The sequence below is a fragment of the Ideonella sp. genome, assembly GCF_036277275.1.
Lineage (GTDB): Bacteria > Pseudomonadota > Gammaproteobacteria > Burkholderiales > Burkholderiaceae_C > Ideonella.
Genome location: NZ_DASUNH010000059.1, coordinates 33,105 through 57,450, shown reverse-complemented (window position 1 = coordinate 57,450; position 24,346 = coordinate 33,105). Strand labels below are relative to the sequence as shown.

The following is a 24,346-nucleotide window of genomic DNA, read 5'->3' as shown; positions in this document are numbered from 1 at the left end:
CGACTGGTGCATGAAACCATCGCCAGCGGCGGCGAGCCAGCCGGGCTTCGATGGAGATTGCGTGTGATTGCGCACGCTTTTTCGCCTCTCAAGGCCAACGCCGATCGCCGATAAATCCGACAGTGCGGGTTCTCCCGGGGCGCCGCCCTGTCTGCACTTGAAGCTTCACGGAGGCAGTGGTGAGTACGTTTCTGAATATGAGAATCGGCATGCGGCTGGGCCTGATGGTCGGCGGCGTGCTGCTGATGATGGCCGCGCTGGTCGGCACGGGGATCTGGGGGCTGAACGCACTTCACGGCATGACCCGCGATGCGATGGAGCAGGACGTTGCGCTGGCCCAGCATGCGGCCGACCTGCAGATCCTGGTGCTGCAGGAGCGCCGCTTCGAAAAAGACGCGTTCATCAACCTGGCCGATGCCGACAAGCGCAACGGCTACGTGAAGAAGTGGCAGGACGCCGGCGCCAGGTTGCAGGCCACGCTCGACAAGGCCAAGGCGCTGAGCCTGCCCGAGCAGGACAAGGCCGACCTGACGCAGATCGGCGCCAGCTACAAGGCTTATGCCGACGGCTTTGCCAGCACGATGGCGGCCATCGAGGGCGGCCAACTCGCTTCGACGCAGGAGGCCAATGCCGCCATCGGCAAGTTCAAGGAATCGGTGCACGGCATGGAGAAGACCGTCGACGCAATCAATGAACGCGCGATGCAGCGCGCCGCTTCGGTCGTCGCCCGCGTCGACTCGGTGCGCGCCCGCAGCGCGAGCATCCAGATCGGGCTGGCGGCGGTGGGCATGCTGCTCGCGGCGCTCAGTTGCTGGCTGGTCACTCGCACCATCACCCGCCCGCTGGACCAGGCGGTCAAGGCCGCCGAGACTGTCGCGGCCGGCAACCTGAGCTCGAGCATCGAGGCACGCTACCGCGACGAGCCCGGCCGCCTGCTGGCGGCGCTGCAGCGCATGAACGGCAACCTGGTCGACATCGTCAGCCAGGTGCGCAATGCGAGCGACTCGATCGCCACAGGTTCGAGCGAAATCGCTCACGGCAACGCCAACCTGAGCCAGCGCACCGAAGAGCAGGCCAGCAACCTGCAGCAGACGGCGGCGTCGATGGAAGAGTTGACGGCGACCGTCAAGCACAACGCCGACACCGCGCGCCAGGCCACCCAGCTGGCCGCCAGTGCCTCGGCGGTGGCGCTCGAAGGCGGGACGATGGTCGACCACGTGGTGCAGACGATGGACGACATCAGCACCAGCTCCAAGAAGATCTCCGACATCATCGGCGTGATCGACGGCATCGCATTCCAGACCAACATCCTGGCGCTGAATGCAGCGGTCGAGGCGGCTCGCGCGGGTGAACAGGGCCGCGGCTTCGCGGTGGTGGCGGGTGAGGTGCGATCGCTGGCGCAGCGCAGCGCGAGCGCCGCCAAGGAAATCAAGAGCCTGATCAACGAAAGCGTCGAAAAGGTTCAGAACGGCACCCGCCTGGTGGCCGACGCCGGCCAGACCATGGACAACCTCGTCAGCCAGGTCAAGCATGTGAGTGATCTGATCGGCGAGATCAGCCACTCCAGCCTGGAGCAAAGCGGCGGCATCAGCCAGATCGGCCTGGCAGTGACCGAGCTCGATCAGGTGACGCAGCAGAACGCCGCGCTGGTGGAAGAAAGCGCCGCGGCTGCCGAGAGCCTGAAGCACCAGGCGGGCCGGTTGACCGAGATCGTGGCGGTGTTCAAGCTCGCCGCCTGAGTCGCCCCCCGGCGAACGAAAAAGGGCGCCCGCGAGGGCGCCCTTTGTTTCGCGGTGAGGCGCCTCAGCGCTTCTTCAGCAACTCGTTGACCGCGGCTTCGGTCTGCAGGTCGCGGCCGGCGGCCAGCAGGGCCGGGTCATGCGCGACCTTGATGTCGGGCTCGACCAGCGCTTTCTCCATGAACTCGCCCTTGGCATCGCGGAAGCCGACCTCGGGGATGCCGAAGTACAGCGTGCTGTCCTGCAGCGTTTCCCACCAGACCGCCGTGCCGGTGCCTGCCACCGGCATGCCCAGCAGCTTGCCGATGCCCAGCTTGCGATAAGTCCACGGGAACAGGTGGGCATCGGAGTAGTTGCTCTCGCTCATCAGCACGATCGACGGCTTGACCCACTTGCCGGTCGGCTCCCAGCCGAGCGACTGGCCGCGCGGAAGGAACTCGAGGTACTGCTTGCCGGACAGGAAGGTCGCCAGCTCATCGTGCAGATTGCCGCCGCCGTTGAAGCGGGTGTCGACGATCAGCGCCTCCTTGCCGCTGTGGCGGCCCAGCACCTCGGAGAACACGTCGCGGTAGCTCTCGTCGTCCATGCCTCGCACGTGCACGTAGCCCACGCGGCCGTTCGACAGCTTCTCGACCATCTCGCGCTCGGTCTTGACCCAGCGGCGGTAGAGCAGCTCGTTCTGCTCGCCCATCGGGATCGGCTTGACCACCGTATCGAAGCGCCGGTTCTTTGCCGGATCGAACACCGACAGCTCGATGCGCTTGCCGGCCTTGCGGTTCAGCAGCGAGTCGAACTCGGCGCCAGCCGCGATCGCCACGCCGTCGATCTTCTCGATCACCATGCCGGCCTTCAGCCCGACCTTGGCGTTGACCAGCGGGCCGCCCTCGATCACCTCGGCGATCTTCAGGCCGGCGCCGTTGTAGGCCTCGTCGTAGAACGCGCCCAGCGCGGCCGTCGCGTCGGCGTCCTTCGGGTGCGGGAGGTAGCCCGAGCCGGTGTGCGACACGTTCAGCTCGCCCAGCATCTCGCTCATCGCCTCGGCGAAGTCGTGGTTGTCGGCGATGTACGGCAGCTGGCGCTCGTAGACCTTGCGGTAGTAGCCCCAGTCGACGCCTTCCATGTCGGCCACGTACAGCTTCTCGCGCGTCTGGCGCCAGATGTGCTCGAACATCTCCTGGCGCTCTGCCACGCGGTCCAGGCGCATGTCGGCGCTGATCTCCATCGCCTCGGCCTTGACCTCGCCCTCTTCCTTCGGCACCTTGAACTTCCTGATACCGCCGCTGACGAGGACGAAGCCGTTCTCGCCCTTCGCATCGAGCTGGATGTCCACGCCTTCCGGCTCGCCGCGTTCGGCCTTGCCGGCCGGGAACTCGGCGATCTTCTTGACCGCCTTCTGCCGCGGCTTCAGTGACCACAGCTCATAGGCCTCGGCCGTCTGCACGAGATAGAACAGCGTTTCGCCGTCAGGCGTCATCGCGGCAGCGCGCAGCGGGGCCGAGTTCGGCGTCAGGCGAACGATGCGGTCTTCGAGGCCCTCGCGCTCGACCTTGACCGGCTCGGGCAGTTTGATCTCGTCTTCGTCGTCTTCCTTGCCCTTCTTCTTCTCGTCGGCCTTGTCCTTGTCGTCCGCCTTCTTCTCGTCCTTCTTGTCGTCTTTCTTGTCGCCCTTCTTGTCCTCTTCCTGCTTCTTCAGCTGGGCGAACTCGCTCTTCTCCAGGTTGAAGCGGTCGAAGGCTTCCTGGGTGAAGAACATCGCGAACAGGTCCTGCTGGGCCGCGCCGCCGGTGCCGTGCAGGCCCATGCGGTCGCTGGCCCACAGCATGGCCTTGCCGCCGTTGGTGAACACCGGGTGGTAGTCCTCGTAGCCGCTCTTCGTCAGGTTCAGCAGCGGGCTCTTGCCCTGCGCGTCGATCAGGCCGACTTCGTAGCTCCAGCGGTTGTGGTCGACGAAATTGACGAGCAACGACTTGCCGTCGGGCGACCAGTCGAACCACTGATCGCCATCGGAGTACGAGTAGCTCAGCGCGCCGGGCATCACCTCGCGCAGCTTGCCGCTGGCGATGTTCAGCACCTTCAGCGTCGTGCGGTTCTCGAGGAAGGCCACTTCCTTGCCATCGGGCGAGTAGCGCGGCTGGAAGTTCTCCTTGCCGTTCTTCAGCAGCGTCCTGACCGGCACGTTCGCGGCGCTGAAGAAGTGCGGAGCGGTCTTCTTCTTACCCGGCAGGCTGGCCTCGTACAGGTTCCACGAGCCGTCGCGCTCACCAGCGAAGACGATGCGCCGGCCATCCGGGCTGAAGCTGAGCGAGCGCTCCTGCGCCGGCGTGTCGGTGATGCGACGCGTGTCGCCGAATTCGGTCGACGCGACGAAGACCTCGCCGCGGATGATGAAGGCCACCTCCTCGCCGTCCGGGCTGACGGCGATCTCGGTGACGCCTTCGCTCAGCTTCAAGTGCTCGATACGGTCGACGCGGGTGTCGGCGGCGATCTGCACGGCCACCTTCTTGGGCTCGCTCGCGCCGGCCGCCAGCGTGTAGAGCTCACCGTCGTAGCCGAAGCTCAACGTGCCGTTCTTCGCCACGCTCAGGAAGCGCACCGGGTTCTTCGTGAAATTGGTGACCTGCGTCGCCGCCTCCGGCTGGTTCAGCGGCATCTTCCAGACATTGAACGAACCGCTCTTCTCGCTCAGGAAGTAAACCGACTGCTCGTCGGGCGCCCAGACCGGGTTGCGGTCTTCGCCGCCGAAGCTGCTGAGCTGGCGGTGACGTCCGGTCTTGGCGTCGTACAGCCAGATGTCGCGCGCGACCGGCGAGATGTGATGCTTGCGCCACGGGCTTTCGTAGCCCTTCCAGTCTTCGTAGACGAGCTGGCTGCCGGCGCTGTTGAACTGGCCGGCCATCGCCGGCGTGCTGAAGATCTGCGTCGGCCGCTTGCCGCCTTCGACCGAGACCTTGTAGAGCTCGTTGACCGCGCGGCTCGGAAACTGCACGTTGGTGCGCGCATCCATGCGCTGCGAGGTGAAAAGCACCTCCTTGCCGTCCGGTGTGAAAGACAGCGGGGTCTCGCCGGCCGAATGCGTGGTCAGCCGGCGCGACGGGCCGCCGGCCGCATCGACCACGAAGACGTCGAAGTTGCCGTGCGTATCGCTCGCGTAGGCGATGCTGCGGCCGTCGGCAGACCAGACGGGCGAGAAGCTGTGGTGGCCGTTGCCCACCAGCAGCCGCGCCACGCCGCCGCCCGCGGGCACGACGAACAGGTTGCCCTGGAACGCGAACGCAATCTCCTGGCCGTTCGGCGAGATGGCCGAATAGCGCAGCCACAGCGGATCCTTCAGCGGGCCCAGCGGCGCGGGCGCTGCGCTGTGGGCCTGGGTGGCCATCGCCGTCGTGAGCATCAGCGCCGCCAGGCGGCACGGGGTCAGTCGTCTTTTCATGGTTGTCGGCAGTCGACGGTTTTCGCAAGGCCGCCAATATGCCTCAGCCCGCGGGCCTAACGTCGCCCTTCCGACGAAATGCGCATTCGCGGGGATGAACCGTACCGGACCACCTTGGGTCAACCCCACGGTCCGCGTGCCAGCGGCAGGCCCATACATCCCGCACGGGCGCCCCGACTGGCTTCACGGTCATTGGGCGGCGGCGCACAATCGGCTGCAGACGTCTCCCAAGGAAACGAAGGGCGCCCCCCCCGGGGCGCTTTTCAGAACGGACGCGCAGGGAAGGCTGGTGCCAAGATCCGTATTCGCACGGGGCGCCATCAGGCGCAGCACGCCGGCACAACGGTGGTGGCCACCCGTGGTTGCGTTCGCCGCGGCCGTGACCCTGGGCTGCAGCTGGGTCGTCTGGCGAGAATTCGACAGCCAGCGACAACAGGCCGGTGCACGGCTGCAATCGCTGGCCGAGCTGCGCGCCACCCAGGTCGAGGCCTGGGTCGGGCGACAGATGATGCTGGCCCGTGCCATCTCCAGCGGGCCGGCGCTGGCCGAGCTGTTCAACCGCTGGACACAGACCCAGGACGCCGAAGCGATCGAGCGCCTGCTGGCCCGCAGCATCGAATTCCGCCGCGCCAACGATGGCGATGGTGTCGTGGTGCTCGACGCGCAAGGCCAGGTGCTGGCCAGCGAGCACCCGCAAGCGCCTGGCCCGAACGTCGAGCTGGACGCTGCAATACGGGAATCCATCGCCAGCGGCACCCCTCACCACACCGGGATCTACCACCAGGAGGGTGCCCGGCTGAGCCGGCAGTTCGACGTGGTCGTGCCGCTGACCGGCACCGGGTCGCCGCCGCAAGGGGCGATCGTGTTGCGCATCGATCCTCGCCGGGTGCTCTTCCCGATGCTGGTCAGCTGGCCCGTCCCCAGCGCGAGCGGGGAATCGGTGCTGTGGCGGCGAGCCGGCGACCTGCTCGTCAATCTCAGCGACGTGCGCGACCAACCCGGCAGTGCCGGCAACCATCCCCAGGCCGCGGCCAGCTCACGGGTGCCGGTGGCCCGCGTGCTGCGGTCCGAGGCCCGCCCCGGGGAGGTCATGCAAGCGCTCGACTACCGCGGCAGGCCGGTGCTGGCCACGGTGCGGCAGATTCGCGGCACCGACTGGTGGCTGGTCTCGAAGATCGATGCCAGCGAGGTCGATGCGCCGGCCTGGGCCACCACCTGGTGGACGCTGCTGAGCGCGGCGCTGGCGGTGTTCAGCTTCGGCGTGGCCAGCCGCCTGCGAAACCAGCGCCAGTCGCTGATCCAGGCCCGCCGCGACCGGCTGCAGCAGGATGCACGCATGGAGACGCTGGCATTGCTCGAAGCCATCGCCCACAGCTCGTCCGATGCGATCTTCGCGAAGGATCGGCAAGGCCGCTATGTTTTCGTCAACCGCGCTGCCTGCGTCGAATTCGGCAGGCGGGCCGACGAAGTGCTCGGCCACGACGACTCGGAGATCTTCAGCAGGGAGCTGGCGGCGCAACTGGCCAGCCATGATGAGGCGGCGCTGAATGCCGGCACGCCACAGGTGTTCGACGAGCGGCTGCCCGGCCCCGAAGGCGAGCACATCAACGTGTGCACACGCGGGCCACTGTTCGGTGCCGACGGCCAGCGCGTCGGCCTGTTCGGCGTGTCGCGCGACATGACCGACGCGCACAAGGCGGACCGCGCGCTGCGCGACAGCGAAGCGCACTACCGCACCGTCGTCTCGGTGCTGAACGAGGGCGTTCTGGTGTGCGACCCGCAGGGCGCTGTGATCAGCTGCAACCCGGCGGCCGAGCGCATCGTTGGCGCCCTGCAGCGGGACTGGCAGGGCCGCTCGGTCGTGGCGCCCGGCTGGACGCCGCTGCGCGAAGACGGCACACCGATGCCGCCGGAAGAGACGCCGCCCGGTCGCGTGCTGAGCGGCCAGCCCGCCCAGCAAGGCGTGCTGGTGCACACGATCAACCCCGACGGCGCCACCACCTGGTTCGAAGTCAGCGCGCTGCCCGTGCTGAGCCCGGAGAACGGCGAGCTGATGGCGGTGGTCACCTCGTTTGCGGACGTGACCCGGCGCAAGCAGCAGGACGACGAGATCGCCCGCCACCGCGAGCACCTCGAAGAGGAAGTGGCCACCCGCACGCGCGAGTTGCGAGAGGCGGTGAATCGGCTCGAAGAGCTGGTGCGTTTCAACCGCACGCTGACCGACACACTGCCGGGCCGGGTGGTCTATTGGGACAAGCAGATGCGATGCCGCTTCGCCAACCGCAGCTTCCTTGAATGGTTCGACAAGACCGAGCAAGAGGTGATCGGGCAACGCGTCGACCAGATCTTCGAGGGCGAGTTTCTGCAGCGTGTGCTGCATCGCCTGCAAGCGGCGTTTCGCGGCGAGGCGATGCATTTCGAACGCGAGCAGGTGGACCGGCGGGGCGAAACCCACTTCTACCAGCTGCACTACCTGCCCGACGAAGCCGCACCCGGCGAGGTGCTGGGCGCCTACGTGATGGCGTTCGACATCACGCCGCTCAAGCGCGCCGAGAACGACCTGCGCCAGGTCAATGCGGAACTGGAACGCTCGCGCAATGCGGCCGAAGCGGCCAGCCGCGCCAAGAGCGCCTTCCTGGCCAACATGAGCCACGAGATCCGCACGCCGATGAACGCAATCATCGGCCTGACCCACCTGATGGCGCAGGACACCCGTGATCCGGTGCAGCACGAACGGCTGGGCAAGGTCGACCACGCCGCCAAGCACTTGCTGCAGGTCATCAACGACATCCTGGACCTGTCGAAGATCGAGGCCGGCAAGATGACGCTGGAGATCACCGATTTCGAACTGCCGGCGCTGCTGGAGCAGACGGTCGATCTGGTCTCCGGGCGGGCCGGCGAAAAGGGCCTGGCACTGACGCTGGATCTCGGCGAGCTGCCTTCACGCCTGCGCGGCGACCCGACCCGGCTGTCGCAAGCCTTGCTGAACCTGCTGTCGAACGCCGTCAAGTTCACCCAGCACGGCTGGGTGCGGCTGAGCGGCCAGGTGCTGGCGCGCCAGGACCACCGCGTGCAACTGCGCTTCGAGGTCCAGGACACCGGCGAGGGCATCGCGCCGGACCGGCAGGCCGCGCTGTTCAGTGCCTTCGAGCAAGCCGACAGCTCGATCGCCCGCCGCCACGGCGGCACCGGGCTGGGCCTGGCGTTGACGCGTCACCTGGCGACGATGATGCAGGGTGACGCGGGCGTGCAAAGCGAGCTCGGGGTCGGCAGCACGTTCTGGTTCACCGCCTGGCTCGACCAGGCCGAGGAGACGGTCGCGAGGGCCGAGCCGCTATCGCCGCTGGCCGAATCCGAGTCTCGGTTGCGCCGCGAACACGCCGGCCAGCGGGTGCTGCTGGTCGAAGACAACGCGATCAACCAGGAAGTCGGCGGCGAGCTGCTGGACCGCGTCGGCCTGGCGGTCGAGGCGGCCTTCGATGGCCGGCGCGCGGTCGAGCTGGCCAGCACCCGCGCTTACGACCTGATCCTGATGGACATGCAGATGCCGGTGATGGACGGCCTGGCGGCCACCCGTGCGATCCGCCGCCGCCTCGGGCCAGGCCTGCCGATCATCGCGATGACCGCCAATGCCTTCGGCGAAGACCGCCAGGCCTGCCTCGACGCCGGCATGAACGACCACGTCGCGAAGCCGGTCGACCCGGCCGGGCTGTACGCGACCTTGCTGCGCTGGCTGCCCGAACGCAGGCCCCACCCCGAGCTCACGCCGTCGCCGCCGCCCATCCGGCAATTGGCCGGCGCCACACCGCCGCTGCGCCCGCTGACCGAGCGCCTGAACGCTGTGCCAACCTTGAACTGGCGCCAGGCACTGGACAACCTGGGCGGCAGCACGGTCGCCCTGGAGCGTGTACTCGACGGCTTCGTCAAGGCCTACCGCGGCGGCGTACCGGAACTGCTCGAAGCGCCGAGCCCGCAGCGGATCGAACGTTGGCGCGCCCTGTGCCACTCACTGCGCGGTGCCTGCGGCTCGATCGGCGCCGAGACCCTGGTGCAGCAGGCGCGGCAGCTCGAGCACCAGCTGCACGAACCCTTCGACGCGACGGCGCTGGCCGACATGGCCCATGGCCTGCACGACGAACTGCTGACACTGGTGGGCCACCTGCAAGCCCAGCTGGCTTCGAAACCCGTGAACTGACAACGCCGCTGCGTGCTTCGTGCGATGTCACGGCCTTCGTACACTGCCCTGAACGGAGCAACGGTTCAGGCATGCATTCGCGCGGGGTTCACCTTCAATACAGCTTCGAGCCTCTGGGCCAGCGTGGCGCAGCGTTGCACAACCCGTTGTTCGACCTGCTCACCGCCGTGCACGAGCAGGGCTCGATCCAGCATGCAGCGCGCGCCACCGGTGCCTCTTACCGCCACGTGTGGGGCGCGCTCAAGCACTGGGAGGGCGTGCTCGGTGAACCGCTGGTGCACTGGGTGCGCGGCCAGCCGGCGCGGCTGACGCCGTTTGCCGAGCGGTTGCTGTGGGCCGAGGCACGCGCCCGTGCCCGCCTGACGCCGCACATCGAAGCGCTGCGGGCCGAACTCGAACGCGTGGTCGGCGAGGCGCTGGATGGCAGCCAGCAGGTGCTCACCGTCTACGCCAGCCACGACCTGGCGCTGCCACTGCTGCGTGGGCAGGCCAGTGCCGTGCAGCGCCTGCACATCGACCTGCGCTTCGCCGGCAGCCTGGACGCGCTGCGCGCGCTGGCCGAAGGCCGCTGCCAGGTGGCGGGCTTTCACGTGCCACCTTTGGCCGACAGCCGCAACCTCTTTGCCGCGGCGCTGAAGCCACTGCTCAAGCCGGGCCGCCACAAGCTGATCGGCTGCAGCCGGCGCAGCCAGGGCCTGATCGTGGCGGCCGGCAACCCGCTGGGCCTGCGTGGCCTGGCCGATGTCGCCACGTTGAACGCCCGCTTCGTCACCCGCCAACCCGGCTCAGGCACCCGGCTGTTGACCGAGCACCTGCTGGCGCAGCACAAGCTGGCGCCGACGAGCCTGCATACCCGCGAGCCCGAAGACAGCCACAACGCGGTGGCCGCGGCCGTGGCCAGCGGCGAGGGCGACGCCGGTCTGGGCGTCGAGGCCGCGGCGCGTGCCTTCGGCCTCGGCTTCGTGCCACTGGTGCAGGAAGACTACTTCCTCGTCTGCCTGAAAGACGCGCTGGAACATCCCGGCGTCGTCAAGCTGCGCGAAGCGCTGGCCGCACCCACTTGGCGAGAGGCATTGGCCACCCTGCCCGGCTACACCCGTGCCGAACGCCCGGGCGAGGTGCTGTCGCTGACCCGCGCGCTGCCGTGGTGGCACTACCGCGCGGCGAAGTCGAAAGCCTAACTGGACAAGTGCTGGCCCAGATGGTCGACGAAGACCCGCACCTTCGGCGACAGATGACGGCTCGACGGCCACAGCACATTGAACCGGCCGCCTGCGTTGAGCTGGTCGTCGAGAACGCTCAACAGGCGGCCATCGGCCAGCACGCCGCGGACCAGGAAGTCCGGCATGCACGCGATGCCCAGACTGCGCAGCGCGGCGCTGAGCACCGCTTCGATGTTGTTGCAGGCGAGCACGGTTCGCAGGCGCGTGTCGATGTCGGGCGTGGCCTGCAACATCGGCCAGTCGAGCAGCTTGCCAGTGTTCGGGTGCCGAAAGCGGATCGACGCGTGGCCCTCCAGGTCACGTACCTGCTTGGGTGTGCCGTGCTGCGCCAGGTAGGCGGGTGAGGCACACAGCAGCAGCCGGAACGGCTGCAACGGCCGCGAGACCAGGCGCGAGTCAGGCAGGTCGCCGCTGCGGATCGCGATGTCGATGGACTCTTCGATCAGGTCGACGCTGCGATCGGTGAAGTTGATGTCGAGCTCGACCTCCGGGTAGCGGGCCAGGAAGTCAGGGATCAGCGGCATCAGGAAATGGTGGGCGACGATCGGCGCACTGACCCGCAGCCGGCCGCGCGGCGCTTCCCTCGTGCGCACCAGCATCGCCTGTGCATCGTCGAGGTCGTCCAGCACGCGCCGGCAACGCTCGTGGAACAGCCGGCCTTCGTCGGTCAGCTGGACGCGGCGGGTGCTGCGGTGCAGCAGGCGCACACCGACCTCCTGCTCCAGCCGCGCCACGGCCTTGCCAACGGCCGATGCCGAGATCTCGAGCGTGCGCCCGGCCGCCACGAAGCTGCCCAGCTCGGCCGTCTTCACGAAGGCCAGCAGGCCGTTCAGCTTGTCCATCGCCATCGATCGCCCCCAATTGAAGCAAATCATTCCGCAATGAACGGATTCTCGGCCAGTTTTATATTGTTTCAGGCTCGAATAGCCTTGGTCGATGATTCCTCAAAGCAAGACTGGCTGGGCGGCCGGTATCACCGCACTCTTGTTGCTGCCCCTGCTGCTGCAAGCCGGTGGCACGCACTGGGTGCGCTCGGTCGACACCTGCCTGCTGTACCTGATGCTGGCATTGGGCATGAACGTCGTGGTCGGCTACGCCGGCCTGCTGGACCTGGGCTATGTGGCCTTCTACGCCGTCGGCGCCTACCTGTTCGCGTTGCTGAACTCGCCACACCTGAGCGAGAACTTCGCGGCGATCGGCGCGATCTTCCCGGCCGGCCTGCACACGCCCTGGTGGCTGACGATCCCGCTCGCGGCCTTGCTGGCCGCCGTGCTCGGCATGGTGCTGGGCGCACCGACGCTGAAGCTGCGCGGCGACTACCTGGCCATCGTGACGTTGGGCTTCGGCGAGGTCGTGCGGATCCTGATCAACAACATGGGCGGCGCGCCGATCAACATCACCAACGGCGCGCAGGGCGTCGGGCCGATCGATTCGATGACCATCCCGGGGCTCGACCTGGGCAAGCCCTTGTCGGTCGGCGGCTTTTTTCTGGCCCCGGTGACGCTGCACTACTACCTGTTCCTCGCGCTGACGGTGCTCATGGTGATCGTCTGCCATCGCCTGGAGCATTCGCGCATCGGCCGCGCGTGGATGGCCATTCGAGACGATGAAGTCGCGGCCGAAGCGATGGGCATCCACACCCGCAACCTGAAGCTGCTGGCCTTCGGCATCGGCGCGAGTTTCGGTGGCGTGGCCGGCGCGATGTTCGCGGCCTTCCAGGGCTTCGTGTCGCCCGAAGCCTTCACCCTGCAGGAGTCGACCTTCATCGTGGCGATGGTGGTCTTCGGCGGCCTGGGCCACCTTCCGGGCGTGGTCCTTGGTGCGGTGCTGCTGACCGCGCTGCCGGAGCTGCTGCGCTACGTCGCCGGGCCGCTGCAGGCGATGACCGACGGCCGGCTCGACGCGGGCGTCCTGCGACCCACGCTGATTGCGCTGGCGATGATCGCCACGATGCTGCTGCGCCCGCGGGGGCTGTGGCCGGTGCCTGAGCACGGCTCTGCGCCGCCTCGCCTGGCTGACAACGCGTTACCGCGCCGCGTAGTGCCCTGTCCCGCAGAGAGCTGTCATTGCGACGGGCCGCAATGGGGATGATCGGGAGTCGACGAGCCGGGCAGATACCTCGTGGTATCTGCCCGGCTTGGCGGCGCTGCGAGCGCCCCATTTCGACCCGCCTGAAGGGTTCGACCAGATGGCGCCCTCGCGCGGCCGTTCGACAAGGCAGATACACCCGGTATCTGCCCTGCCGCCCGACCGCACGATCATCACCATCTGGTCGAATCTCAATGGCAGTTCTCTGCGGGACAGGGCACTAACCGGCTGGGCTTCCGTTTACAGCCGCCGCGATCTCCGAGATGATGCGGCTCGCGCGTCGGATGCTCGCCGACCCGCCCGCCTCTCCAAGGAGTCCCCCATGAGGCGCTTGTCTGCTGCCTACCTGCTCTTGTTGCTGCCCGCACTGGCTGCGGCCGATGCCAATTGGCGACGCCCCATCACCGCGCCGCAGGACTTTCTCAGCGGCGAACCCGAACCCGCCATCGAGTTGAACGAGGCCTGCAAGGGCGCCGTCGCACCCAAACTGGCAACCGTTCGCCACGTTCGGCTGGCCGATACCGAGGTGCGTGCCCTCGAAACCTGCATGAAAGAGCCGATCGGCCCGCCGGGCAAGGTGATCCACGCGGTGCGGGCGGTGCGCGTCGGCAGCAGCGGCGGCGCCTACCAGGTCTACTTCAACAAGACCCAGGCCTTCGTCTTCCACGGCTCGTTCGACAAGCTGCCGCTGACCGACGCCGTCGTGCTGCTGGCGACGGACTTCGAGATCAGCGACTCGTTCGCCGACGCAGCCACGCTGGACTGATCAGACAGCGCAGCCCGCTTCGGGCCCGACCCCGTCTCCCAGGAACACCGGCTCCGGGATCCGCCAGCCGTAGCGCACGGCCGTCAGCTCCGCCAGGATGCTGACCGCGATCTCCGGCGGTGTGCGGGCACCGTTCTTGATGCCGACCGGCCCATGCAACTTCGCCAGCGTCCGCTCGTCGAGGCCGAAGTGCTCGGCCAGCCGCTGCTTGCGCTTGGCCTGGTTGACGCGCGAGCCGATCGCGCCGACGTAGAACGCGGTCGAATGCAGCGCCTCCATCAGCGCCAGGTCGTCCAGCTTCGGGTCGTGGGTCAGCGCGATCACGGCGGTGTGCGGGTCGGGCTTGAGCGCTTGCACCGCGTCGTCGGGCATGTCGCGCACGTAGCGCACTCCGGGCAGCGGCTCGGCGGGGGTGTATTCGTCGCGCGGATCGCAGACCGTCACCTGGTAGTCCAGCGCCTGCGCCATCTGGGCCAGGTAGTGCGTCATCTGGCCCGCGCCGACGATCAGCAGGCGCCAGTTCGGGCCGTGCGTCGTGACGAGCTTGGTCTCGTCCAGCACCACCACGTCGGCGCCTTCGGGCTCGCTCAGCGTGACGGCACCGGTGGCCAGCAACAGTTCGCGCCGCACCTGCTCGCCGGCTTGCAGCAGCTTCAGCAGCGGCTCGATCTGGCTGTGGTCGGCCAGCGGCTCCAGCACCAGCTCCAGCGTGCCACCACAAGGCAGGCCGAAGCGCGCCGCCTCGTCACCTGAAACGCCGTACCTCACGACTTGCGGGCCCGCAGGGCTGGGCCCTGCCCAGCCCGCCCCCCGAGGGGGTTCGATGATCTCGGGAGCGGCCCTTCGATCATCGAGCGGAGCCGTGGCCGCCAGCGCATGCGCCTTCACCCTAGCGATCAGGTCGTCTTCGATGCAGCCGCCCGAGACGGAGCCGGCGATCGCGCCGTCGTCGCGCACCGCGACCACCGAGCCGACCGGCCGCGGCGCCGAGCCCCAGGTGCGGGTCACCGTGCCCATGACCACCCGGTGGCCGGATTCGCGCCAGGCCACCACCTGGCGCAAGATGTTCAGATCAACGTTGTCCATATCGGCACCAGTGTCGGGGATCTGCGCCCTGCCTGCCGGCAGGCGCCGCGATCTCCCACGAAAGCCAAAGGTACGGGCAAGCGCTGCGTTTGGCGACGCGGTGCATACCCTGAGCGGCCGGCGCGCGGCGGGTGGGTGTCCCGTTCTGGAACAGCCTCGCCGCAGACTGCGGGTGAACCCTGATGTCGCGCCCTACCCCTTGCAGGACAGTGGTAGGTGTTTGTGGCACAAGCCAGCGGCGCCCCGGCTGCCTAAGATGCAGCGCACCGGGGGCGTCCGCAGTCCGGCGTTCCTTCCTGGATGTCAATCAAAGGAGACGACATGACCATGCTGACGCTGAAGGTCAACGGGCGCGAACTGACGCGCGACGTCGAGCCTTCCACCCTGCTCGTGCAGTTCATCCGGGAGGGGCTTCAGCTCACCGGCACCCATGTCGGCTGCGACACCGCGCAATGCGGCGCCTGCACCGTGCACATCGACGGCCGCGCCGTGAAGAGCTGCAACATGCTCGCCGTGCAGGCCGCCGGGCGTGACCTGACGACGATCGAAGGCCTGGCCGCCGCCGACGGCACGCTGCACCCGATGCAGACCGCCTTCAACGAGTGCCACGGCCTGCAATGCGGCTTCTGCACCCCGGGCATGGTGATGAGTGCCGTCGACCTGGTGAAGCACCACGCCTGCAGCACCGACCAGGAGGTGCGCGAGGGGCTGGACGGCAACTTCTGCCGCTGCACCGGCTACCAGAACATCGTCAAGGCGGTGCGCCAAGGCGCCGCTTCGATGAAGCCTTGAGGAGCACACCATGAACGCACGTCAAGGTTTCATTGGGCAAAGCGTCAAGCGGCGTGAAGACGCCCGCTTCCTGACCGGCACTGGCCGCTACACCGACGACATCACGTTGCCGGGTCAGACCTACGGCTATTTCCTGCGCTCGCCCTATGCGCACGCCACGCTGAAGAGGGTCGACACTGAAGCCGCCAAGGCGGCGCCCGGCGTGCTGGGCGTGTTCACCGGCGAGCATTTCAAAGATGTCGGCGGCCTGCCCTGCGGCTGGCTGATCAACTCGATCGACGGCACGCCGATGAAGGAGCCCAAGCACCCGATCCTGGCCGATGGCAAGGTTCGTTATGTCGGCGACCGCATCGCGCTGGTCGTGGCCGAAACGCTGGAGCAGGCGAAGGAGGCGGCGCAATTGATCGACGTCGAGTTCGACGAACTGCCCGCCGTCGTCGACCCGGTCGATGCGCAGAGCGCCAAGGCTGCGCTGCACACCGAGTCGCCGGACAACCGCTGCTACCAGTGGCAGATCGGTGACGCCGCCGGTACCGAAGCGGCGATCAAGAGCGCAGCCCATGTCACCACGCTGACCTTCCGCAACAACCGGCTGATCCCGAACGCGATCGAGCCGCGCGCGGCCAATGCGTCGTACGACCGCGCCGGCGACAGCTACACGTTGTACGTGTCGAACCAGAACCCGCATGTCGAGCGGCTGCTGATGTGCGCCTTCGTGCTCGGCATCCCCGAGCACAAGATGCGCGTCGTCGCGCCCGATGTGGGTGGCGGCTTCGGCTCGAAGATCTTCCTCTACGGTGAAGAAACCGCGCTGGTCTGGGCCAGCAAGAAGATCAACCGGCCGATCAAGTGGACGGCCGAGCGCAGCGAATCGTTCCTGTCCGATGCGCACGGCCGCGACCACGCAACCACCGCGCAACTGGCGCTGGACGAGGACGGGAAGTTCCTCGCGCTGAAGGTCGACACCACCGCCAACCTGGGCGCTTACCTGTCGACCTTCTCGAGCTGCGTGCCGACCATCCTGTATGCCACGCTGCTGGCGGGCCAGTACACGACGCCGAAGATCAGCGCCACCGTGACCGCGGTGTTCACCAACACCGCTCCGGTGGACGCCTACCGTGGCGCCGGCCGGCCCGAGGCCACCTACGTGGTCGAGCGCATCGTCGAGACGGCGGCGCGCGAACTGGGCATGGATCCGGGCGAGATCCGACGCAAGAACTACATCCACGAGTTCCCGTACGCGAGCCCTGTCGGCCTGACCTACGACATCGGCGACTACGACGCGACGCTGAACCGCGCCGAACAGCTGGCCGATGTGAAGGGCTTCCCGGCTCGCCAGAAGGCCAGCGAGGCGAAGGGCCTGAAGCGCGGCATCGGCTACTCGGCCTACATCGAGGCCTGCGGCATCGCGCCGTCGAGCGTCGCAGGCGCTCTGGGCGCGCGGGCCGGCCTGTTCGAGGCCGGCGAAGTGCGCGTGCACCCGACCGGCAAGGTCACCGTGTTCACCGGCAGTCATGCTCACGGCCAGGGCCATGAGACGACGTTCGCGCAGGTGGTGGCCGACAAGCTGGGCATCCCGATGGAAGACATCGAGATCGAGCACGGCGACACCAGCAAGGTGCTGTTCGGCATGGGCACGTACGGCTCGCGCTCGCTGGCCGTCGGCGGCACCGCCATCGTCAAGGCGCTGGACAAGGTGATCGCCAAGGGCAAGAAGATTGCCGCCCACCTGCTGGAAGCGGCCGACACCGACATCGAGTTCGAAGGCGGCCAGTTCAAGGTCGCCGGCACCGACAAGGCGGTGCCCTTCGCGTCGGTGGCGCTCACCGCCTACGTGCCGCACAACTTCCCGCACGACAAGCTGGAGCCGGGCCTGAACGAGAACGCGTTCTACGACCCGAGCAACTTCACCTACCCCGCCGGCACCTATATCTGCGAAGTCGAGGTCGATCCGGCGACTGGTGCCACGCGCATCGACAAGTTCACCGCCTGTGATGACTTCGGCAACGTCGTCAATCCGATGATCGTCGAAGGGCAGGTACACGGCGGCCTGGCGCAGGGCATTGGCCAGGCGCTGCTCGAACACGGCGTGTACGACAAGGAGACCGGCCAGCTGCTGACCGGCAGCTACATGGACTACGCGATGCCGCGTGCCGACGACCTGCCCGAGTTCACGGTCGAGACGGTGAAGGGCACGCCCTGCACCCACAACCCGCTGGGCGTGAAAGGCTGCGGCGAGGCGGGCGCGATCGGCTCGCCACCGGCACTGATCAACGCGATCTGTCATGCACTGGGCGTGAAGGACGTGCCGATGCCGGCCTCGCCCTACAACGTCTGGCAAGCCATCAAGAACAACCGCTGAGCCGAGGAGCCACACCATGCAAGCCTTTGCTTATCAGAACCCCGGGTCGGTGGCGGATGCGGCCAAAGCTGCGTCCCACGGCGGCGCCAAGCTCGTGGCCGGCGGCCAATCGCTGCTTGCGGCGATGAAACTCGGCCTGGCCGCGCCCGATTCACTCGTCGACCTCGGCGCGATCGCCGAGCTGCGCGGCATCACCGTGGCCAGCGGCACCGTGACGATCGGCGCGATGACCACGCACGCCGAGGTCGCCGCGTCGAAAGACGTGCAGAAGGCGATCCCCGCGCTGGCGCAACTGGCCAGCGAGATCGGCGACCGCCAGGTGCGCAACCGCGGCACCATCGGCGGCAGCCTGGCCAACAACGACCCGGCGGCCGATTACCCTGCCGCGGCGCTGGGCCTGGGCGCGACGATCCAGACCAACCAGCGCAGCATCGCGGCCGACGACTTCTTCAAAGGGCTGTACGAGACCGCATTGAAGGATGGTGAATTGATCACCGCGGTCAAGTTCCCGGTGCCCGAGAAGGCCGGCTGGCAGAAGTTCAAACAGCCGGCGTCGCGCTTCTCGACGGTCGGCGTCTTCGTCAGCAAGGGGCCGGCCGGCACGCGCGTGGCCGTCACCGGCGCCAAGGCCTGCGTCTTCCGCGTCAATGCGCTGGAGACCAAGCTGCAAGCGAGCTGGGACGCCGCTTCCTGCAACGGTGTCTTCGTGCCTCCCACCGACATAACGACAGACCTGCACGGCACCGGTGAGTACCGCGCCGCGTTGATCCCGGTGCTGGCTGGCCGAGCGGTGGCCGCCAGCTGACGACCCCTCCCCGTTCAGGCTGAGCCTGTCGAAGCCCAGCCGGTCATGCTGATCGCCGGCCTTTCGACAAGCTCAGGGCGAACGGTTCGTCTTCCAAACGCCGCACTCGCTGCGGCGTTTCTTTTCCAACGCCCCATGAGCCTGGACCCGACCGCCCTGCCCGTTTCGATCGATGCCACCGCCAAGGCGCTGCTGGCGCACGACTACGTGGCCGAGCGGGAGTTGGCGACCACTGTCTTCCTGGCGTTGAAGTTGCAGCGCCCGCTGTTCCTTGAAGGCGAGCCAGGCACCGGCAAGACCGAGATCGCCAAGACGCTGGCCGCGATGCTGGGCCGGCCGCTGATCCGCCTGCAGTGCTTCGAGGGGCTGGATCTGGCCGGCGCCGCGTACGAGTGGAACTATGCGCGGCAGATGATGGCCATCCGCGTGGCCGAGGCCGAAGGCACGGCGGCGCATGGCCGGCTCGACGACGAGCTGTTCGGCGAGCGCTTCCTGATCAAGCGCGCGTTGCTGCAAGCCATTGACCCGGCCAACCTCGTGCCGCCGGTGCTGCTGATCGATGAGCTGGACCGCGCCGACGAACCCTTCGAGGCCTTCTTGCTCGAAGTGCTGTCGGACTTCCAGATCACCGTGCCCGAGCTCGGCACCGTGCGCGCGGTCGAGCCGCCGATCGTCGTGATCACCTCGAACCGCACACGTGAGATCCACGATGCAGTGAAACGCCGCTGCCTGTACCACTGGGTTGGTTTCCCGGATGCAGCACGAGAGCGTGCGATCCTCGCGCGGCGTGTGCCGGGTGCGCCCGAGGCGCTGTCGGCGCAGATCGTGGCCTTCGTGCAGAAGCTGCGTGGCATCGACCTGTACAAGCTGCCGGGTGTGGCCGAGACCATCGAATGGACACGTGCACTCATGGCACTCGATGCGCTGGTGCTCGACCCGCAGACGGTGCAGCACACGCTGGGGGTTATCTTGAAGTACCAGGACGACATTGCTCGCATGCAAGGCGGTGAGGCGGCCCGGTTGCTGGCCGAGGTGCAGGATGCGATGCGCAGCGCTGGGCGCGCCTGAGATGGGCGTTGACCCAGCCGGTCGCTGCGCGCTGCGAATGCTGGGTAACCGGCTCCGTTCATGTCCCCCGGCGCTGGCCTTCGGCCATCACCTCCTCCTAATACTTCACTGCGCCGGTCACCCAGCACCCGCAGCAATCCAAGTGGTCTGCCTCTCGTTGATCAGCCAACACGATGCCCGATCAGGACGGCGGGGTGCTCTGTGAAGCGAAGTATTAGGAGGAGCCGGCAGCCGCAGGCTGGCGGCGGGGGACATGAGCGGAACAGAGTACCCCGCTGGCCTGATCTCGCTCCACGCTTCCGACAGTGTCAGTGACATGCTCTCAGCCTCACCGTCGACCCACCTACCCGGCCACCTCGCCGACAACGTGCTGCACTTCGCCCGCGTGCTGCGCGACGCCGGCTTGCCCGTCGGCACAGACCGCATCCAGCTCTCGCTGCAAGCCCTCGCCGCCGGCGCATTGGGATCTCGGCGCGACTTCAAGGCCGCGCTGGCGGCCTGCTTCATCGACCGCGCCGAGCACCGCGCGCTGTTCGACCAGGCCTTCGAGCTCTTCTGGCGCGACCCCGACCTGCTCGGCCGGATGATGGCGATGCTGCTGCCCAAGGTTCAGGCACGCGACGGTGGTGCCGCACCGCTGCCGATGCAAGAGAACCGCCGCCTCGCCGACGCGCTTTTCCCCCCCGGCAGCGCGCCCCCACCGCCACCCGCCACCCAGCAGCCGCCTGACCAGGTGGAGATTCACGCCCCTTTCAGCGCCAGCGAACGCGAAGTGCTGCGCCACCGCGACTTCGAATCACTGACCGCCGCAGAGTGGCGCGAAGCCAAGCGCTTGGTGATGCGCATTGCCACCTTCACGCCACCACTGCCCACGCGCCGTTTCGCGCGCGACCCGCGCCCCGGCCGCATCGATTGGCGCGCCAGCCTGGCCGCGATGGCGCGCCACGGCGGCGACGCAGGCGCCCTGCGCTGGCGCCGCCCACGCGAACAGCCGGCACCACTGGTGGTGTTGGCAGACATCTCCGGTTCGATGACCAGCTACTCGCGCATGTTGCTGCATTTCACCCACGCGCTGGCACAAGGCGACCTGCGTGTCGCCAGCTTCGTCTTCGGCACCCGGCTCACCCCCATCACCCGCGCCATGCGCCAGCGCGACCCCGACATGGCGATTGCCGACGTGGCGCGCCAGGTGCAAGACTGGTCCGGCGGCACGCGCATCAGTGAGAGCCTGCATGCCTTCAACCGCCACTGGGCGCGTCGCGTGCTCGGGGGCGGCCGCGCCACCGTGCTGCTCGTCACCGACGGCCTGGAACGCGGCGACACCACCCAACTCGCGTTCGAGACCGAGCGGCTGGCCAAGAGCTGCCGGCGGCTGGTCTGGCTGAACCCGCTGTTGCGTTACGCTGCGTTCGAGCCCAAGGCCGGCGGCATCCGCGCGATGCGGCCGCATGTGGACCTGTTCTTGCCCGCGCACAATCTGGCCAGCCTCGAACAACTTGCCGCCGTGCTTGCGCAGGCGAGCACGCGTCGCCAGCCCCCTTCGCCCACCTTCACCGCCCACCCTGCATGGAACTGACCAGCCAGCAAGCCCTGCCCGTGTCCCAGCAAGCCGCCTGGGACGCGTTGAACGACACCGCGATGCTGCAGGCCGCGATCCCGGGCTGCGAAGCCATCACGCCCGGCGCCGAGCCGAACCACTTCGAGGTCGCCATCATGGCCGCCGTCGGCCCGGTGAAGGCGCGCTTCAAGGGCAAGCTCAGGCTCGAAGACCTGCAGCCGCCCCAGAGCTACACGCTGCACTTCGAGGGCCAGGGTGGCCAAGCGGGCCATGGCAAGGGCCATGCCACCGTCCGGCTGGAGCCCAACGGCCCGAACGAGACGGTGCTGCACTACACCGCCCACGCGACCGTCGGCGGCAAGCTCGCGCAGATCGGCTCGCGTCTGGTCGACATGGCGGCACAGAAGATGGCCAACGAGTTCTTCAGCAATTTCACCCAGACGCTGGTCGACAAACACGGCAAGCCGGAAGAACTGCCCCCGCCCGAAGCCGAGCCCGACGGGCCGATCGCGCGACTGGTGGCTTGGTTGAAGAAGCTGCTGCGGGGCTGAGCCGGTAAGAAGCAGCCTACACACAGTCGCGCCCCTGTCGGACGGTGCGCGCGAGGCCGTGTGCCTACGATGATTTCGAACGCAGCGCCAGTGCTCTGCGTGTCACCGCTCAACAACCGACACGAGGTGAATCCATGAACCGCAACCAAGTGAAGGGCAGCATCAAGGAAGCCGCCGGCAAGGTCCAACGCAAGACCGGTGAGCTGATCGACAGCCCGAAGCAACAGGTACAAGGCACGACGCGCGAAATCGCCGGCAAGGCTCAGAAGCAGCTGGGCAATGTGGAAGAGCGCATCAAGGACGCCAACAAGAACCAGTCCTGAGCCTGACCTGCTTGCACCTCGGAAGCCGCGCCAATGCGCGGCTTTCTTGTTTCCGGGGTCAGGCCGTTCCACGGTGCCATCCAGGCAGGCTCAGGCCGGCTCCGGCAACACCTGCTTCCTGCATGCGAGCCACAACACCACGTCATAGCCGATCTTCAGCAGGCCGCAGGCCACCAGCGGCGCCGCCAACCACCCGGCGGAGAACATGGCGAAGGCCAGGGTGGGGCTCAAGGCAGCCGCCAAACTGCGTGGCACCGCCGTCAGGCTCGCGGCAGCCGGCCGCTCGGCCGGCGTGACGACCGCCATGACGAAGGCCGAGCGGGTCGGCACGTCCATCTGCGACAACGCCGCCCGCACGCACAACAGGCCGAGCGCCACGTGAACGTCGCTCACCAGCGCCGCACCGATCAGGCAGACGCTGGACGGGATGTGCGTGAACACCATCGTGTTGAGCAGCCCGATGCGCCGGGCCACGGGCGCCGCAGCCAGCTGCGACGCCGCGCTGAGCAGGCCGGTCCAGAAGAAGAACAGGCCCGCCTGCGCGAGTGACAGATCAAAGCGTTCGAGCAGCCAAAGCGACATCAAGGCATTGACGACCAGCCCGCCGGCAAACGCATCGACGCTGAACAGCAACGCCAGCCGGATCACGATGCCCCGCGACGCACGCAGCGGCTGGTGGGGCGGCGTGGCGGCAGCCGGCGCTGCATTGTTGCGCCGATACAGCCACCAGACCCACAGACCAACCAGCGCGTACAGCAGGATCATCGCCCGCAGCGCGGCCAGCTCGGACCACCCCGACTTTTGCAGCCAGGCCGGCACGCCGGCAGCCAGCGCCCCCAGCGAGGCGCACAGGGCCCCGATCACGCTGTAGCGGGCGAACAGCGCGGTGCGGGCATGGCCCTCGGCCGCCGCCGCCAGCCGCGCGTGCTCCAGTGGCAGGAAGACGCTGACATCGCCGGCGCTCGGGTTCAGGGTCCCGATGAAGGCCACCAGCAACAGCGGCCAGAACGCCGTCAGCCCGGCAAAGCCCAAGCCCGTGGCCACCATCAGCAAGGCCGCGGCCGCCAACAACCGCGAGGCACCGATGCGGTGGCCCTGCAGTCCGACCAGCATCGTCGCGAGGGCCGAGCCCAACAGCGTGGCCGACGCCACGATGCCCACCTGCAGCGTGCTCAGCCCGATCACCAGCAAATACGCCGGCAAGAGCACGCTCATGTAGCCGTCGACCAATGCACGCAGGCCCCGCGCACCCAGCACCGGCAGCGCCACCGCAGAAGCCTGCGCCGGCAGCAGCCAGCGGCGTACCCCGGACACGAGACGGATGACCATGCCCCGATGATAAAACATTTGTAGCGTAAACAACAATGATGTATCGTTCGCTACATGAATGACGCCACTTCCTCCTGGCTGCTGCTGGTCGTGTCCCTGCCCACGCAGGGCGCCACGGCCCGCATGCGGATCTGGCGTGCGCTGAAAGCATTGGGATGCGCCGCGCTGCGCGACGGCGCCTACCTGTTGCCGGCCGGCGCCGATCGGCACCAGGCGCTGCGCGAACTCGCCGACGACTGCGTGCGCGAAGGCGGTACGGCCTGGCTGATGGCCGTGCAACCGAGCGCTGACGAGGAGCCTGCCTACCTGGCGCTGTTCGACCGCGGTGGCGAGTTGGCCGAGCTGCGCAAGACCTGGAAGGACGCCAACAGAGGCCTGGTCGCGATGACGCCGCAGGAGCTGTTGCGCCTTCAGCGGCGTCTTCAGCGTGACTACGACGCGGTCAAGGCGACCGACTACTTCCCCAGTGACGCCTCGACCGAGACCGAAGCGGCCTGGACCGAATTCAACCGCCGGATCGGAGCCTTGATGTCGCCCGATGAGCCGCAGGACGCGCCCGGTGAACTGCCGCGGCTGGACGCGGCGAAGTACCGCGGCCGCACCTGGGCCACGCGCCGCCGCCTGTGGGTGGACCGCGTCGCCAGTGCCTGGCTGATCCACCGCTTCATCGACCCCGATGCACGCTTCAAGTGGCTGGCCAAGCCTGCCGACTGCCCGAAGAGTGCGCTGGGCTTCGACTTCGACGGCGCCACGTTCACACACGTCGGCGACCGCGTGACCTTCGAGACGCTGCTGGCCAGCTTCGGCCTCGACGAAGACCCTGCCCTGCGGCGGCTGGGCGCGATGGTGCACCAGCTCGACGTCGGCGGCGAGCCGGTGCCCGAGGCCATAGGCTTCGAGGCGGTGATGGCCGGTGCACGTGAACGGCTCGACGACGACGATGCACTGCTGGCCGAGATGGGCAGGGTGCTCGATTCCCTGTATGCGCACTTCGGACGCGACGCATCCCGCGCGAAAACCTGAGCCCAGAG

At 67.8% G+C, this 24,346-nt stretch carries 17 protein-coding genes; 13 read left to right on the top strand and 4 right to left on the bottom strand.

The window, feature by feature from the left end; all coding sequences use genetic code 11:
• Nucleotides 1–197: 197 nt before the first annotated feature.
• Complete coding sequence (locus VFY73_RS11045) at nt 198–1,739, top strand: methyl-accepting chemotaxis protein (protein WP_329718595.1); 1,542 nt, start codon at nt 198–200, stop codon at nt 1,737–1,739.
• A 64-nt stretch (nt 1,740–1,803) separates the two neighbouring features.
• Here the strand turns inward: VFY73_RS11045 and VFY73_RS11040 are convergent, their stop codons facing one another.
• Entirely contained in the window at nt 1,804–5,169 is a 3,366-nt protein-coding gene (locus tag VFY73_RS11040) for a S41 family peptidase (protein ID WP_329718593.1), read from the bottom strand.
• A 358-nt stretch (nt 5,170–5,527) separates the two neighbouring features.
• Between VFY73_RS11040 and VFY73_RS11035 the strand changes: the two genes are divergently transcribed.
• Together VFY73_RS11035 and VFY73_RS11030 are read left to right on the top strand one after the other, a co-directional pair.
• Nucleotides 5,528–9,364 (top strand): PAS domain-containing protein, encoded by a 3,837-nt coding sequence (locus VFY73_RS11035; RefSeq protein ID WP_329718591.1) that lies wholly within the window; start codon nt 5,528–5,530, stop codon nt 9,362–9,364.
• 71 nt (nt 9,365–9,435) lie between these two features.
• Entirely contained in the window at nt 9,436–10,545 is a 1,110-nt protein-coding gene (locus VFY73_RS11030; RefSeq protein WP_329718589.1) for a substrate-binding domain-containing protein, read from the top strand.
• Here VFY73_RS11030 and VFY73_RS11025 read toward each other — a convergent pair.
• On the bottom strand, nt 10,542–11,429 hold the full coding sequence (locus VFY73_RS11025; RefSeq protein WP_329718587.1) for a LysR family transcriptional regulator: 888 nt from the start codon (nt 11,427–11,429) through the stop codon (nt 10,542–10,544). The two genes, VFY73_RS11030 and VFY73_RS11025, sit on opposite strands and share 4 nt — an antisense overlap.
• A gap of 94 nt (nt 11,430–11,523) precedes the next feature.
• On the opposite strand from VFY73_RS11025, the gene VFY73_RS11020 reads away from it, so the two are divergent.
• Nucleotides 11,524–12,678, top strand: a complete 1,155-nt coding sequence (locus tag VFY73_RS11020) for a branched-chain amino acid ABC transporter permease (RefSeq protein WP_329718585.1) — start codon at nt 11,524–11,526, stop codon at nt 12,676–12,678.
• 319 nt (nt 12,679–12,997) lie between these two features.
• A complete protein-coding gene (locus VFY73_RS11015) occupies nt 12,998–13,441 on the top strand; it encodes a hypothetical protein (RefSeq protein WP_329718583.1) in 444 nt (147 codons plus the stop codon).
• Here VFY73_RS11015 and VFY73_RS11010 read toward each other — a convergent pair whose 3' ends face one another.
• The gene (locus VFY73_RS11010; protein WP_329718581.1) at nt 13,442–14,527 is read right to left on the bottom strand and encodes an XdhC family protein; all 1,086 of its coding nucleotides are present in this window, start codon (nt 14,525–14,527) and stop codon (nt 13,442–13,444) included.
• A 321-nt stretch (nt 14,528–14,848) separates the two neighbouring features.
• Here VFY73_RS11010 and VFY73_RS11005 point away from each other — a divergent pair, with 321 nt between their 5' ends.
• From VFY73_RS11005 to VFY73_RS10975, 7 genes are all read left to right on the top strand, one after another.
• On the top strand, nt 14,849–15,319 hold the full coding sequence (locus VFY73_RS11005; RefSeq protein WP_329718579.1) for a (2Fe-2S)-binding protein: 471 nt from the start codon (nt 14,849–14,851) through the stop codon (nt 15,317–15,319).
• Nucleotides 15,320–15,329: 10 nt separating this feature from the next.
• On the top strand, nt 15,330–17,681 hold the full coding sequence (locus tag VFY73_RS11000) for a xanthine dehydrogenase family protein molybdopterin-binding subunit (RefSeq protein ID WP_329718577.1): 2,352 nt from the start codon (nt 15,330–15,332) through the stop codon (nt 17,679–17,681).
• A gap of 16 nt (nt 17,682–17,697) precedes the next feature.
• The gene (locus tag VFY73_RS10995) at nt 17,698–18,486 is read left to right on the top strand and encodes a xanthine dehydrogenase family protein subunit M (protein WP_329718575.1); all 789 of its coding nucleotides are present in this window, start codon (nt 17,698–17,700) and stop codon (nt 18,484–18,486) included.
• Between the two features lie 135 nt (nt 18,487–18,621).
• On the top strand, nt 18,622–19,554 hold the full coding sequence (locus tag VFY73_RS10990) for a MoxR family ATPase (RefSeq protein WP_329718573.1): 933 nt from the start codon (nt 18,622–18,624) through the stop codon (nt 19,552–19,554).
• A 253-nt stretch (nt 19,555–19,807) separates the two neighbouring features.
• Nucleotides 19,808–21,130, top strand: a complete 1,323-nt coding sequence (locus VFY73_RS10985) for a VWA domain-containing protein (protein ID WP_329718572.1) — start codon at nt 19,808–19,810, stop codon at nt 21,128–21,130.
• Nucleotides 21,121–21,663 (top strand): carbon monoxide dehydrogenase subunit G, encoded by a 543-nt coding sequence (locus tag VFY73_RS10980; RefSeq protein ID WP_329718570.1) that lies wholly within the window; start codon nt 21,121–21,123, stop codon nt 21,661–21,663. Before VFY73_RS10985 ends, VFY73_RS10980 begins: the two co-directional genes overlap by 10 nt.
• A 134-nt stretch (nt 21,664–21,797) precedes the next feature.
• Nucleotides 21,798–21,986 carry a CsbD family protein gene (locus VFY73_RS10975; RefSeq protein ID WP_329718568.1) on the top strand — a complete coding sequence of 63 codons (189 nt, stop codon included), beginning with the start codon at nt 21,798–21,800 and terminating at the stop codon, nt 21,984–21,986.
• Between the two features lie 90 nt (nt 21,987–22,076).
• Here the strand turns inward: VFY73_RS10975 and VFY73_RS10970 are convergent, their stop codons facing one another.
• Nucleotides 22,077–23,315, bottom strand: a complete 1,239-nt coding sequence (locus VFY73_RS10970) for an MFS transporter (protein ID WP_329718566.1) — start codon at nt 23,313–23,315, stop codon at nt 22,077–22,079.
• A 54-nt stretch (nt 23,316–23,369) separates the two neighbouring features.
• Between VFY73_RS10970 and VFY73_RS10965 the strand changes: the two genes are divergently transcribed.
• On the top strand, nt 23,370–24,338 hold the full coding sequence (locus tag VFY73_RS10965; RefSeq protein ID WP_329718564.1) for a chromate resistance protein ChrB domain-containing protein: 969 nt from the start codon (nt 23,370–23,372) through the stop codon (nt 24,336–24,338).
• Nucleotides 24,339–24,346: the final 8 nt, after the last annotated feature.

Coding starts and splice junctions, on each gene's coding strand:
- VFY73_RS11020 (WP_329718585.1), top strand. CDS start 11,524: ATGATTCCTCAAAGCAAGACTGGCTGGGCGGCCGGTATCACCGCACTC.
- VFY73_RS11000 (WP_329718577.1), top strand. CDS start 15,330: ATGAACGCACGTCAAGGTTTCATTGGGCAAAGCGTCAAGCGGCGTGAA.
- VFY73_RS10990 (WP_329718573.1), top strand. CDS start 18,622: ATGAGCCTGGACCCGACCGCCCTGCCCGTTTCGATCGATGCCACCGCC.
- VFY73_RS11015 (WP_329718583.1), top strand. CDS start 12,998: ATGAGGCGCTTGTCTGCTGCCTACCTGCTCTTGTTGCTGCCCGCACTG.
- VFY73_RS10995 (WP_329718575.1), top strand. CDS start 17,698: ATGCAAGCCTTTGCTTATCAGAACCCCGGGTCGGTGGCGGATGCGGCC.
- VFY73_RS11045 (WP_329718595.1), top strand. CDS start 198: ATGAGAATCGGCATGCGGCTGGGCCTGATGGTCGGCGGCGTGCTGCTG.
- VFY73_RS11030 (WP_329718589.1), top strand. CDS start 9,436: ATGCATTCGCGCGGGGTTCACCTTCAATACAGCTTCGAGCCTCTGGGC.
- VFY73_RS10970 (WP_329718566.1), bottom strand. CDS start 23,315: ATGGTCATCCGTCTCGTGTCCGGGGTACGCCGCTGGCTGCTGCCGGCG.
- VFY73_RS11010 (WP_329718581.1), bottom strand. CDS start 14,527: ATGGACAACGTTGATCTGAACATCTTGCGCCAGGTGGTGGCCTGGCGC.
- VFY73_RS11040 (WP_329718593.1), bottom strand. CDS start 5,169: ATGAAAAGACGACTGACCCCGTGCCGCCTGGCGGCGCTGATGCTCACG.
- VFY73_RS10975 (WP_329718568.1), top strand. CDS start 21,798: ATGAACCGCAACCAAGTGAAGGGCAGCATCAAGGAAGCCGCCGGCAAG.
- VFY73_RS10985 (WP_329718572.1), top strand. CDS start 19,808: ATGAGCGGAACAGAGTACCCCGCTGGCCTGATCTCGCTCCACGCTTCC.
- VFY73_RS11025 (WP_329718587.1), bottom strand. CDS start 11,429: ATGGACAAGCTGAACGGCCTGCTGGCCTTCGTGAAGACGGCCGAGCTG.
- VFY73_RS11005 (WP_329718579.1), top strand. CDS start 14,849: ATGACCATGCTGACGCTGAAGGTCAACGGGCGCGAACTGACGCGCGAC.
- VFY73_RS10965 (WP_329718564.1), top strand. CDS start 23,370: ATGAATGACGCCACTTCCTCCTGGCTGCTGCTGGTCGTGTCCCTGCCC.
- VFY73_RS10980 (WP_329718570.1), top strand. CDS start 21,121: ATGGAACTGACCAGCCAGCAAGCCCTGCCCGTGTCCCAGCAAGCCGCC.